The sequence below is a fragment of the Myxococcus hansupus genome, assembly GCF_000280925.3.
Lineage (GTDB): Bacteria > Myxococcota > Myxococcia > Myxococcales > Myxococcaceae > Myxococcus > Myxococcus hansupus.
Genome location: NZ_CP012109.1, coordinates 5,536,189 through 5,548,893 on the forward strand (window position 1 = coordinate 5,536,189; position 12,705 = coordinate 5,548,893).

A 12,705-nucleotide genomic window follows, 5' to 3' on the forward strand; every position below is an offset into this window, starting at 1 on the left:
TCCATTCACGTCCGAAAGCGGCCAGACATGGGCCGCCGTATATGGGAGTCAGAGCCCCATGACCGCCCTGGAACCCTCCGCGTGCTACCGCGCCGTGCAGACCCGGGATGCCCGCTTCGACGGCAGGTTCTTCACCGCCGTCCGGACCACGCGCATCTACTGCCGGCCCATCTGCCCCGCCCGGACGCCCCGGTTCGAGAACTGCACCTTCTTCCCGAGCGCCGCTGGCGCCCAGGAGGCCGGCTACCGGCCCTGCCTGCGCTGCCGCCCGGAGACCTCCCCGGACCTCGCCTTCTGGCGCGGCACGTCGAACACCGTCGCCCGCGCCCTCGCGCTCATCGCGGAAGGCGGAATGGATGACGAAGGCGCGGGCGTGACGGAGCTCGCGGACCGGTTGGGCGTGGGGGACCGGCAGCTCCGGCGCTTATTCCAGCAACACCTGGGCGCGTCGCCCGTCGCGGTGGCCCAGACGCGGCGCGTGCTGTTCGCCCGGCAGCTCCTCCACGAGACGTCGCTGCCCATGGCCGAGGTGGCGCTCGCCGCGGGGTTCCGCAGCGTCCGCCGCTTCAACGCCGTCTTCCGCTCGCTCCATGGCCGGCCCCCCCGGGAGCTTCGGAGGAGCAAGGCCCCTGAAACCCATACGTCCACGGGCGTCACGCTCTTCATCCCCTACCGCCCGCCGTACGACTGGGAGTCGATGCTGGCCCACCTGGAGGCGCGAGCGCTGCCGGGGCTCGAATACATCGAAGCCGGGCGCTACCGGCGAACGGTGGCGCATGCGCGGGGCGCGGGCTCCATCGAGGTCTCCCCGGCTCCGCGACGCGCGGGCTTCCTGGTGACGCTCCGGCTTCCGGAGGTCCAAGCCCTGCCCGGAGTCGTGGCCCAGGTCCGCCGCGTCTTCGACGTGGGCGCGGATGTGGATGTCATTGGCGCGCACCTGTCTCGCGACCCACGGCTGGCGCCCCTCGTCGCGCGGCGCCCCGGGCTGCGGGCTCCGGGCGGCTGGGACGGCTTCGAGCTCGCGGTCCGGGCCGTGCTGGGGCAGCAGGTGACGGTGGTCGCCGCGCGCGGCCTGGGCGCCCGGCTGGTCGCCGAGTACGGAGAGCCCGCCCTCACCGAGGCCACCGGACACCCTCGGCTCCTGCGAACCTTCCCGCGTCCCGAAAGGCTGGTGGGTGAGGACCTGCGCCGGCTCGGCATGCCCGCGGCTCGCGCGAAGACGTTGTCGAGTCTCGCCGCCGCGGCCGTCGCGGACCCACGGCTGTTCCAGCCCGGCGCCTCGCTGGAGGAAGCCATCACCCGCTTCAAGCGCATCCCTGGCATCGGCGACTGGACGGCGCAGTACATCGCCCTGCGCGCCGTGCGCGAGACGGATGCCTTTCCCTCCGCGGACGTCGCGCTGCTTCGGGCCCTCGAGGATGACGCGGGCGTCCGGCCCACGCCCGACGCGGTGCTTCGCCGCTCGGAGGCCTGGAGCCCCTGGCGCGCCTACGCGGCACAACACCTGTGGGCCGCTGACGCGGAGCGTTCCCGAGCCCCCTCGCCCACGAAAGACAACCATGCCTCCGCCGCTGCGACTGCTCATTGACCGCGCATCAACCCCCATTGGACAGATATGGGTCGTCTGCGACGAGGCCGGAGCGCTCCGCGCGGTCGACTGGGACGAGTACGAAGCGCGGATGATGCGCCTGCTGCGCCTGCATTACGGAGAGCACGGCTACGCGCTGGCCCCCGCGAGCGACCCCTTCGGGCGGACCACGGCGTTGCAGGCGTACCTGCGCGGAGACATCCGCGCCATCGACGACCTCCCCGTGGCCACCGCGGGCACGGACTTCCAACGCGAGGTCTGGCGCGCGCTTCGAGACATCCCCGCTGGAGCCACCACCAGCTACAGCAAGCTGGCCGAGCGCATCGGCCGCCCCAAGGCGGTGCGCGCGGTGGGCATGGCCAATGGCGCCAACCCGATTGGCGTCGTGGTGCCCTGCCACCGGGTGGTGGGCGCGAACGCGTCCCTCACCGGCTACGGCGGCGGACTCGAACGTAAACAATGGCTGCTCGACCACGAGCGCCGCCATGCACCGCCTTCCCTTTCCCAACCCCAGCCTGACTGAAAGGGACCCACCCCATGCCTCCTGACACCACCGCCCACGCAGAGAGCTTCCACGCGCTTCATCAGGGCCCCGCGCCCCTCATCCTGCCCAACGCCTGGGACGCCGCCAGCGCGCGGCTCTTCGAGAGCCTGGGCGCGAAGGCCATCGCCACCACGAGCGCGGGCGTCGCGTGGGCCCATGGATATCCAGACGGTGACAGCCTCCCGTTCGAGCACCTGCTCGCGACCGTCAACACCATCACCCGCATCGTCCGGGTGCCGCTGACCTTCGACCTCGAAGGGGGCTACTCCAACGACCCGGGCCAGGTCGCTGTCAACGCCGCCCGCCTCATCGAAGCGGGCGTGGTGGGCATCAACCTCGAGGACGGCGCGGGCTCGCCCACCGCCCTGTGCGAGAAGATTGCCCACGTGAGACAGGCCAGCGCGCGGCTCGGCGTCCGCCTCTTCATCAACGCGCGCACCGACGTCTACCTCCGAGGGCTCGTGCCCGAGGCGCTGCGGCAGGACGAGACGCTCGCCCGCGCGGAGCAATACCGCGCGGCGGGGGCGGATGGCTTCTTCGTCCCCGGACTGGTGGATGCGGCGGGAATCCAGGCTATCACCCGAGGCACGCCCCTGCCCGTCAATGTCCTGGTCCGCCCTGGACTCCCCAACGCCTTCGAACTGCAACGGCTGGGTATTCGCAGGCTCTCCAGTGGATCGACCATTCCGCTGGCGCTGTGGGGGCAAGCCACCGCGCTGGTCTCCGCGTTCCTCGCCGATGGACGCTCCGAGCCGCTGGGCCAAGGCGCGGCCACCTACGACACCCTCAACGCCCTGATGAAACCCGCCGCGGCGCCCTGAGCCCGCCGCGCTCAGCCGCAGCCCAGCGCGTACGTCACCTCCACCAGCGAGCCCACGGACGGCGCGGACTCCCGGTTGAAGAGGACCGCGTTCTCGCCGGCGTCGTACTCCCAGCCCGACGTCACCGGGACACCGTCCACATGGACCACGATGCTGGACGGGTCCGCCGGGGTCTCCGAGAGCGGGAACTTGCGGTTGGTGCCGAAGGTACTGTCGGAGAGCTTCTCCAGCGAGCTGGCCCAGTTCGGCGTGCAGATGCTGTCCACAACGCCCCCCGTGGCCAGCGCCAACTGGCTGTAACGGCTGCCCGAGCTGCTCGACGTCGGGCACTTGGACAGATCCGCGGGGCCGACGATGGCGTTGATGCTCAACTTCGAGCGGTCATTGCCCTTCAGCGCCATCAGGTACGTCTCATAGAAGGACACCGGCTGCGCGCTGAAGTCCTCCTCGTCCGAGACGAAGATGATGGCCAGACGCGCGTCCTCACGCAGGAAGCCACCGTTGCCGTCGTTCGGCTGCGGCGTGCGCGGGTCGTCCTCGCTGTAGAGCAGCGGATCCGACAGGGCGCGGTAGGCGGCCTCCAGGCCCTGCTCGTTCCAATGACACACACCCACGCGCGTGTTGTTGGCGAACACGGTGGCCGCGTCCGGTGTCCCCGGCGTGATGATGCGGGGCCGCGAGCCGTCCACCGGGAACAGGCGCCCATTCTCCCCACCCTGCGCACCGCCCGGGCACTCGGACCAGCCGCCCGGCGACGGGTCCAGGCCGGTGGTGGTGACGCCGATGCGGTAGTCCACCGACGCGCCGTCCGCCGCGCTCAGGAAGGAGGCGAAGTTCTGTCCCAGGCTCTGCTGCTCCTCCATCATCGAGCCCGAGTTATCCACCACGAAGAGCACGTCCACCTTCGCCTGGGACTCCTGGAAGAAGCGGTCCGTCTGCTCCGCCTTCGTCACCCCCAGGCCCACCATGCCCACCGTGTAGACGGCGCCGTCCGCGAGCGTGAAGCGCAGCGCCGCCGTGTCCGCGCCCTCGTCCACCGGGGCGTACGTCGCCGTCAGGGGCCGCGTGCTCGCGGGCCCCAGCGTCCACGGGGCATTGCCGCCGCCGTCCACGGTGAACTCCCCCGCGTCCGCGTCGAACGCCACCTGATTCACCTGCACGGGCCCCACACACGAATTCACCGCCACCAGCTCACGCGTCCGAGGACCGCACGACAGCTTGGTGACGCCGAAGTCCAACGTCGTGGGCTGCAACGCGAAGCACCCCACCACGCCCTCGCCCTGGAGCTGCACCAGGGGATGCCCCAGCGTGGGATGGTTCACCCACGCCTCGGCCAGGCCCGTGAAGCGGCCTTCTTCCGGCGGCTTGAAGCGGATGACGAGCGACGCCTTCTTGCCGGGCTCGAGCACGCCATTCTCCACCGGCGTCGCCGTGAAGGCGCCATCCGAGCCCTGCGCGAGCTGCATCGAGGCCAGGTAGCAGGCCTCCGACCCCGTATTCCGCAGCGTCGCCCCGAGCGCCACCTCCGCGCCCACCGGCACCTTGCCGAAGTCGAGCGTCTGGGACAGCGCGTACTGGCACGGCGGGAAGACGCCCCCCTGCCCTTCGAGCGCCACCGCCTCCGTGGCCAGGGAGCCTCCGTCGCGCACCGTGACGGCGAGCTTGCCGGTGCTCACCACCGTGTTCCCCGCCTTGGGACTGAAGGTGACGCCCACCCGGACACTCTGCCCGGCGGGCACCGACACGCTGGCCGGCGCCTGCGCCAGGGTGAAGTAGCCGCCCTGGTGCGTGTCGAGCTCGAGGTCGCTCACGCTCACGCTGTCGCGGCAGCGGTTGTAGACGGTGACCTGCCGCGTCGCCGTCATGCCTTCCGCCACCGTGCCGAAAGCCAACCGCCGGGGAAGCACGGTGACGCAAGAGCCGCCGCCCTCACCCGCCAGGGCCACCTTGGGGCCCGGCGCGGTGGAGCCCTGCTCGCGCACGCCAATCTCCACCCGCCCGTCACGCACCTTGCCCACCGCCGAGGGCGTGAAGGCCACGCGCAGCTCCACCACCGCGCCCGGCGCCAGCAGGTTGTTGGCCACCACCGGCTCGTTCGAAACGCGGAAGACGCCCTCGGAGCTCTCCACCAACTGCGAACCGCTGAAGCTCAGCGGCTCCGTGCCCAGGTTGCGCACGGTGATGACCTGCTCCGCCGTGGCGCCCAGGGCCACGCGGCCGAAGTCCACGCGCAGCGGCGTCACCTCCAACTTGGACGCCACGCCGGTGCCCGTCAGCGGCACCACGGCGGGCTCGCATCCGTCACACACCACCACGTGCAGCGCCGCCTCGGCCGTGCCCAACCGGCGCGGGGCGTAGGCCACCGGAATCACCCGCGCCTCGCCCGGCGCCAGCGAAGAGGGCAATCCCTGGCCCGCGGTGAACTGGTCGGCGTCCGCGCCCTGCAGCGATAGCGACAGCGGGCTGTCCACGTCGGACGGGTTGCGCACCGTCACCTCGCGCATCTCCACGAAGCCCATGGGCACGTTGCCGAAGTCGAGCGCCTCCGGGGACACCTCGATGAAAGCCTTCACGCCACGGCCCTTCACCGGCACCCGCCCGCCGGCCTCCGCGTCCGTGAGGATCTCCACCTGCCCCTGAATCTCGCCCTCCACCCGCGGCAGGAAGTGGACTTCAATCTCCTGCTCGCCACCGGCGGGCAGGACGAAAGGCTCGAAGGGCGGGATGTCCACGTTGGGCACGCTGGAGATGGCGCCCTCCACGCGGTACGAGGCGCGGCCGGCGTTGGCGATTCGCACCTTCAGCGTCTTGGTGTGACCAAGCGCCGCCGGGCCGAAATCGATGGTCTCTGGACGGACGACGAAGGCGCTCTTCGCCTTCTGGGAGGCGGGCCGCTCACACGCCACCGCCACCACCATCGCCGCCACCAACCCCACCACCCCAAACGCCCTGCGCATGACAACCTCCCGACCCCACCGAGAGACGCCAGGAACCCACCCTGGCTCGCCTCACGGCTCCAGCGGGGGGCCCTCTGCAACCTCGGTGCCCGGTCCGCCCACAGAGGCGCGGCCCACGCATCCCCACGGCAACCGTCTGGCCTCCCAGGGAAACAACCTCCCCAGCGCGCGGAAGCTGACTCCCCAATCAAGGGCCCTTTCGGAAGTTTTTTCAGGAACTCCCGGTGCCACACAGACGAATCCTCCGCCCGGGAGGAGCAGGCAAGCGTCCGTACCGACTCCAGGGCTGCCCTGTGTCAGGACACCGCCATCCAGGCCCTGAATCCGCCCGCCTGCAGGGTCGGCAGATGTGGGATGGGCGGCGCAACCCAGGACGTTCTCCCGCATCCACCGGTGTTCCGACGTGTTTCCCCCTACCGGAACGCATATTCAGTGGTAGATCGCCCGCCCATGTCCGAGCCCGACGTCATTTCCCTCAGAGGCGCCAAGGAGCACAACCTCAAGAACGTCTCCCTGGACATCCCCAAGAAAAAGCTCGTCGTCTTCACCGGCGTGTCTGGCTCGGGCAAGAGCTCGCTCGCCTTCGACACCCTCTACGCGGAAGGCCAGCGCCGCTACGTGGAGAGTCTCTCCGCCTATGCCCGCCAGTTCCTGGGGCAGATGGAGAAGCCTAAGTACGACACCATCCGCGGCCTGTCGCCCACCATCTCCATCGAGCAGAAGGCGGCCAGCAACAACCCCCGCTCGACGGTGGGCACCGTCACGGAGGTGCACGACTACCTGCGCGTGCTCTACGCCTCCATCGGCATGCAGCACTGCCCCAACTGCGGCGTGAAGGTGGGCAAGCAGAGCGCGCAGCAGATTGTCGATGAAATCCTCAAGGCCCCCACGGGCACGAAGCTCCAGGTGCTGGCGCCGCTCGTCACGAACCGCAAGGGTGAGCACAAGGACCTGCTCGCCGAGGCGCAGAAGCGCGGCTTCTCCCGCGCGCGCATCGACGGCGTGCTCAAGAGCCTGGAGGAGCGCATCGAGCTGGACAAGAAGTCCAAGCACGACATCGCGCTCGTCATCGACCGCGTCGTGCTGAAGGCCGACGTGAAGACGCGCCTCACCGACTCCGTGGAGACGGCGCTGCGCGAGGGCAAGGGCACGCTCATCATCACCGACGAGAAGGGCACGCTCGCCTCCGACCGCGTGATGAGCGAGCTGAACGCCTGCTCGAAGTGCGGTCTGTCTTTCGGTGATTTGACGCCCGCGTCCTTCTCCTTCAACAACCCGCTGGGCATGTGCACGGACTGCAACGGCCTGGGCACGAAGCCGGAGATGGACCCGGACCTCATCGTCCCGGACACGTCACGCAGCATCCGCGACGGCGCCATTGAGCCGTGGGCCGGCAGCATGAACCGCGGCGAGGGCTGGACGGCCGACTTCGTGGAGAGCCTGGCCAAGGCCTTCAAGATTGATCTGGACGTGCCCTACGCGAAGCTGACCAAGCGCGAGAAGGACACGGTGATGTACGGCGCCAGCGGCAAGTCCTTCACCGTCGCGTGGGGCGAGGGCGGCAAGTACAAGATGGAGTGGGAGGGGCTCGTCGAGCGCATGATGCGCAACTTCAAGACGACCACCTCGGAGGCGCGCCGCACGGAGCTGCAGAAGTACTTCAGCGACAAGCCCTGCCCCTCCTGCAAGGGGGAGCGCCTGAAGCCGGAGAGCCGCGCCGTCAAGGTCCACGGGCGCTCCATCGTCGAGCTGAGCCGGCTGACCATCTCCGACTCGCTGGGCTTTTTGGGCGAGATGTCCCTGTCCGCGCACGAGCGGAAGATCGCCACCGAGCTCTTGAAGGAGATTCGCAGCCGCCTGTCCTTCCTGGTGGACGTGGGTCTGGGCTACCTGATGCTGGACCGCACCGCGTCCACGCTGTCCGGTGGCGAGAGCCAGCGCATCCGGCTGGCGTCGCAGATGGGCAGCGAGCTGACGGGCGTCATCTACATCCTGGACGAGCCCTCCATCGGACTGCACCAGCGCGACAACGGCAAGCTGCTGACGACGCTCAAGCGCCTGCGGGACTTGGGCAACTCCGTCATCGTCGTGGAGCACGACGAGGAGACGATGGAGGAGGCGGACTGGCTGGTGGACTTCGGACCCGGCGCGGGCGAGCTGGGCGGCCAGGTGGTGGCGCAGGGCACGCCGGCGGAGGTCATGGCCAACGAGGCCAGCTCCACCGGCGCCTACCTGTCCGGCCGTCAGGAAATCGAGATTCCGTCGGAGCGCCGCAAGCCGGACCCGAAGCGGAAGATCGTCATCCAGGGGGCGCAGGAGAACAACCTGAAGAACGTGGACGCGGACATCCCGCTGGGCGTCTTCACCGCCGTCACCGGCGTGTCCGGCGCGGGCAAGTCCACGCTCATCAACGAAATCCTCTTCCCCGCCCTGGCGCGGCACCTCTACGAGAGCCGCGAGACGCCGGGCAAGCACAAGGCCGTGCACGGCCTGGAGCACCTGGACAAGGTCATCGACATCGACCAGCGCCCCATTGGACGGACGCCTCGCAGCAACCCGGCCACGTACACCAAGCTGTTCGACAACATCCGCGACGTGTTCGCCATGACGCCCGAGGCGCGCGCGTTCGGCTACGGGCCGGGCCGCTTCAGCTTCAACATCAAGGGCGGCCGCTGCGAGGCGTGCGAGGGCGACGGCGTGAAGCTGGTGGAGATGCACTTCCTGGCGGACGTCTACGTCCCCTGCGAGGTGTGCGCCGGCAAGCGCTTCAACGAGGCCACCCTGCGCGTGCGCTACAAGGGCAAGAATGTCGCCGAGGTGCTCGACATGAGCGTGCGCGAGGCGATGGAGCACTTCGGCGCGCACCGCGACATCATGCGCGTGCTCCAGACGCTGCATGACGTTGGCCTGGGCTACATCCGCCTGGGACAGCCCTCCCCCACCCTGTCTGGCGGCGAGGCCCAGCGCATCAAGCTGGCGCGCGAGCTGGCGCGCGTGGCCACCGGCCGCACGCTCTACATCCTCGACGAGCCCACCACCGGCCTGCACTTCGAGGACATCCGCAAGCTGCTGGCCGTGCTCAACCGGCTGGTGGAGGCGGGCAACAGCGTGCTCGTCATCGAGCACAACCTGGACGTCATCAAGAGCGCGGACTGGCTCATCGACATGGGCCCCGAGGGCGGCGCCGGCGGCGGGCGGGTGCTCGCGGCGGGCACGCCCGAGCAGGTCGCCCAGGTCGAGGGCAGCCACACCGGCCGCTACCTGGGCCACGTGCTGACCAAGGCCCGCAAGGCCCGCGTGGGTGTGCGCGTGGACGGCCCGGCGCCCGTGATTCAGGGCGCGCGCGGCTGACGGTCCGCCGGACTGTCATTCTCCGAGAAAATGGAGCGGGGGGACGGGGGTGCCTTCATTCACCCCCATCCCCTCGCACCACCTTGGAGGAATTGACATCAAGGCAAATGATAGGGATTTTCCAATGCCTGTCAAACCCAGCCAGGCGACTTGAGTTGTATCAATAAATACACACGCCCACCGGAATGACGCAGGCAGTCTTGCGGGAGATTTCCGGCGCGGGTGCGGGCAGGGAGGCATCGCCCGGCAGGGCGGGCAGGCGACGCGCGGTGGAGTCCCGGCGTTCCGTTGGGTAGGGTGCGGCTTCTCGGAATCTAGGAGCCCCCACCTTTCGTCACGAGGGAGCACCCCGTCGTATGGCCCAGGCAACCGCCGCGCAGAGCAACAAGTTCCCGCCGCAAATCCCCTTCATCATCGGCAACGAGGCGTGTGAGCGCTTCAGCTTCTACGGGATGCGGAACATCCTCACGGTGTTCCTCATCGACTACCTCCTGCGCACCCAGTTGCCGGATGACGCACTGCGCGAGGCCGAAGCGAAGAGCCTGATGCACACGTTCATGGCGGGCGTGTACTTCTTCCCGCTCATCGGCGGCTACCTGGCGGACCGCTTCTTCGGGAAGTACCGCATCATCCTGGGACTGAGCCTCGTGTACTGCGTGGGCCACGCGTGCCTGGCCGTCTTCGAGCACAACGTCACGGGGTTCTTCACCGGCCTGGCGCTCATCGCCATTGGCAGCGGCGGCATCAAGCCGTGCGTGGCGGCCATGGTGGGGGACCAGTTCAACGAGTCCAACAGCCACCTGGTGAAGAAGGTCTTCGCCATCTTCTATTGGACCATCAACTTCGGCTCGTTCTTCGCCTCGCTGTTCATCCCGCTGCTGCTCAAGCACTTCGGGCCGTCGGTGGCCTTCGGCATCCCCGGCGTGCTGATGTTCATCGCGACGTTCATCTTCTGGCTGGGCCGGCACAAGTACGTCCGGGTGCCCGCGACGGGCGCCAACCCGCACGGCTTCTTCAAGGTGGTGGCCAGCGCGCTGCGCAACCGGGGCCCGGGCCAGCAGAGCTGGCTGGACGGCGCGCGGAAGGAGCACCCCGAGGAGTCCGTGGACGGCGTGAAGGCGGTGTTCAAGGTGAGCGCGTTGCTGCTCCCCTTCGTGCCCTTCTTCTGGATGCTCTTCGACCAGAAGGCGTCCACGTGGGTGGTGCAGGCCCGGTCCATGGACCCGCAGGTGGGGCCGTTCACCTTCCAGGCCAGCCAGATGCAGTTCGTCAACCCGCTGCTGGTGATGCTGCTCATCCCCTTCCTGACGGCCGTCGTCTACCCGGCCTTCCAGCGCTTCGGGTGGGAGCTGACGCCGCTGCGCCGCATGCCGCTGGGCCTGGTGATTGGCGCGCTGTCGTTCATCATCGCCGGCGTCTTCCAGGTGACGATGGAAGGCGGCACGACGCTGAACATCGCGTGGCAGATTCTCCCGTACATCGTGCTGACGCTGGGCGAAATCCTGATGTCCACCACGGGCCTGGAGTTCGCGTACACGCAGGCCCCGCGTGAGATGAAGGGCACCATCCAGAGCGTGTGGCTGGTGACGAACACGCTGGCCAACGTGGCGGTGGCCATCTCCTCGAAGCTGAACGTCTTCACCGGCTCCGGGCAGTTCTTCTTCTACGCCGGCTTCGCGCTGCTGGCCGCCGTGGGCATGGCGCTGGTGGCCCGCCGCTACGTGGTCCGCGACTACTACCAGACGTCCCCGCCCATCCCCACCGAGGAGCGCACCGCCGCGGGCGTGACGCCCGGCTCGGCGAAGTCCGCGTAAGGGCCGCGCGGCCCACGCCGTGGGAAGTCAGACGCCGGTGCGCCTGGACAGGGTGCACCGGCGTTCTTGTTTCCAGGCGTCCGTGCCGGGCGCATCCCCCTGAAACACAAACGCCGGCGTCCCCAGGAGGGACACCGGCGTCTGTTCATCCCTCAGGGATGCTTCGGAGCGGCGAGGCTCAGGCCGCGGCCACCGAGCCGCCCTGCTGCTCGGAGGGAGGCGCGGAGGGCTTCACCTCGTCCGTGCCGTGCATCATCCGCTTGAGCACGGGCGAGACGAGCAGCAGCACCACGCCGGCGATGCCCGTGCCGATGGTGATGTAGAGGAACACGTTGAACTCGCCCAGCTTCTCCGAGGCGCCGCCGAAGACGCCGGCGAGCTTGTTGGCCGCCGCGTTCGCCAGGAACCACACGCCCATCATCGCGGAGACGATGCGCGCCGGCGCCACCTTCGTCACCATGGAGAGACCCACCGGAGACAGGCACAGCTCGCCCATGGTGTGGAGCAGGTAGGCCATCACCACCCACCACGCGGCCGCCTTGCCCGTCGCGGCGCTCTGGCTGGAGGCGCCCAGCATGAAGAGGAAGCCGGCGGAGAGGAACAGCAGGCCCATGCTCATCTTCACCGGGATGCTCGGGTCCTTGCCCCGCGCGGCCAGCCAGCTCCACAGGCCCGCGAAGACGGGCGCCAGCGTGACGATGAAGACGGAGTTGAAGTTCTGGAACCAGGTGGTGGGGACCTCCCAGCCCAGGATGCTGCGGTCCACCTTGGCGTCCGTGTAGAGGTTCATCAGGCCGCCGGCCTGCTCGAAGCCCGTCCAGAAGGCGACGACGAAGATGGCCATGATGAAGATGACGACGATGCGGTCGATCTCGTCGCGGCTGAAGCCCTTCTTCTCCACGGCGCCCTTCGCCGCCTCGGCGGCGGCGACCATGCGCTCCGGCACCAGACCCACCTGGCCCAGCAGCTTGTTCTGCAGCGACAGGAAGGCGACCAGGCCCAGGAACATGCCCACGCCGGCGGCGCCGAAGCCCCAGTGCCAGCCCACGCGCTCACCCAGCGTGCCGCAGATGAAGTTGCCGAGCACCGCGCCCAGGTTGATGCCCATGTAGAAGATGGTGAAGGCGCTGTCGCGGCGGCCGTCACCCGGGGCGTAGAGCCCGCCCACCATGGTGGAGATGTTCGGCTTGAAGAAGCCGTTGCCGATGATGAGGAACGCCAGGCCCGTGTAGAACATCGACACGCTGGGAAGGGCCAGGACGAGGTGGCCTATCATCATCAACACGCCGCCGAGCACCACCGCCCGCCGCTGACCCATGTACCGGTCCGCGATGAAGCCACCCACGATGGGCGTCAGGTACACGAGGCCCGTATAGGTGCCGTAGAGGCTGAGCGCGTCCGCGGTGGTCCAGCCAAAGCCCCCGTTCACCTTGCTCGTGAGGAAGAGCACCAGCAGGCCGCGCATGCCGTAATACGACATGCGCTCCCACATCTCGGTGAAGAACAGGAGGTAGAGCCCTCGCGGGTGCCCTTTGCGGGCATCGCCCGCGGCTACGGAGCCTTGCATGCCGTGGTTTCCTTGAAAGGAGAGGTGCTACGAAAAAGTCGCGCGACTGTAGCAGACACGCGG

7 protein-coding genes are annotated in these 12,705 nt (G+C 68.8%); 5 read left to right on the plus strand and 2 right to left on the minus strand.

The annotated features are described in order from the left end of the window. Window positions 1-58 precede the first annotated feature (58 nt). The 3 genes from A176_RS21365 to A176_RS21375 are packed head-to-tail and all read left to right on the plus strand — an operon-like array spanning window position 59 to window position 2,953. The gene (locus tag A176_RS21365) at window positions 59-1,588 is read left to right on the plus strand and encodes an AlkA N-terminal domain-containing protein (RefSeq protein ID WP_002639114.1); all 1,530 of its coding nucleotides are present in this window, start codon (window positions 59-61) and stop codon (window positions 1,586-1,588) included. After that, window positions 1,560-2,111, plus strand: coding sequence for a methylated-DNA--[protein]-cysteine S-methyltransferase (gene ogt / locus A176_RS21370; RefSeq protein ID WP_002639113.1), 552 nt, complete (start codon window positions 1,560-1,562; stop codon window positions 2,109-2,111). Before A176_RS21365 ends, ogt begins: the two co-directional genes overlap by 29 nt. Window positions 2,112-2,125: 14 nt before the next feature. After that, the gene (locus A176_RS21375; protein ID WP_002639112.1) at window positions 2,126-2,953 is read left to right on the plus strand and encodes an isocitrate lyase/PEP mutase family protein; all 828 of its coding nucleotides are present in this window, start codon (window positions 2,126-2,128) and stop codon (window positions 2,951-2,953) included. Between the two features lie 11 nt (window positions 2,954-2,964). Here A176_RS21375 and A176_RS21380 read toward each other — a convergent pair whose 3' ends face one another. After that, window positions 2,965-5,910, minus strand: a complete 2,946-nt coding sequence (locus A176_RS21380) for a choice-of-anchor D domain-containing protein (protein WP_002639111.1) — start codon at window positions 5,908-5,910, stop codon at window positions 2,965-2,967. 450 nt (window positions 5,911-6,360) lie between these two features. Here A176_RS21380 and uvrA point away from each other — a divergent pair, with 450 nt between their 5' ends. Both uvrA and A176_RS21390 read left to right on the plus strand, forming a co-directional pair. Then, window positions 6,361-9,261: an excinuclease ABC subunit UvrA gene (gene uvrA / locus A176_RS21385; protein WP_002639110.1), complete on the plus strand. Its 2,901-nt coding sequence runs from the start codon at window positions 6,361-6,363 to the stop codon at window positions 9,259-9,261. Between the two features lie 356 nt (window positions 9,262-9,617). Continuing rightward, window positions 9,618-11,075 carry a POT family MFS transporter gene (locus A176_RS21390; protein ID WP_002639109.1) on the plus strand — a complete coding sequence of 486 codons (1,458 nt, stop codon included), beginning with the start codon at window positions 9,618-9,620 and terminating at the stop codon, window positions 11,073-11,075. A 178-nt stretch (window positions 11,076-11,253) separates the two neighbouring features. On the opposite strand, the gene A176_RS21395 is transcribed toward A176_RS21390, so the two are convergent. Then, window positions 11,254-12,642: a peptide MFS transporter gene (locus tag A176_RS21395; protein WP_002639108.1), complete on the minus strand. Its 1,389-nt coding sequence runs from the start codon at window positions 12,640-12,642 to the stop codon at window positions 11,254-11,256. Between the last annotated feature and the right edge of the window lie 63 nt (window positions 12,643-12,705).

Excerpts from the sequence above, each read along its gene's own strand:
- A176_RS21365 (WP_002639114.1), top strand. The coding sequence starts at position 59 with ATGACCGCCCTGGAACCCTCCGCGTGCTACCGCGCCGTGCAGACCCGG.
- ogt (WP_002639113.1), top strand. The coding sequence starts at position 1,560 with ATGCCTCCGCCGCTGCGACTGCTCATTGACCGCGCATCAACCCCCATT.
- A176_RS21375 (WP_002639112.1), top strand. The coding sequence starts at position 2,126 with ATGCCTCCTGACACCACCGCCCACGCAGAGAGCTTCCACGCGCTTCAT.
- A176_RS21380 (WP_002639111.1), bottom strand. The coding sequence starts at position 5,910 with ATGCGCAGGGCGTTTGGGGTGGTGGGGTTGGTGGCGGCGATGGTGGTG.
- uvrA (WP_002639110.1), top strand. The coding sequence starts at position 6,361 with ATGTCCGAGCCCGACGTCATTTCCCTCAGAGGCGCCAAGGAGCACAAC.
- A176_RS21390 (WP_002639109.1), top strand. The coding sequence starts at position 9,618 with ATGGCCCAGGCAACCGCCGCGCAGAGCAACAAGTTCCCGCCGCAAATC.
- A176_RS21395 (WP_002639108.1), bottom strand. The coding sequence starts at position 12,642 with ATGCAAGGCTCCGTAGCCGCGGGCGATGCCCGCAAAGGGCACCCGCGA.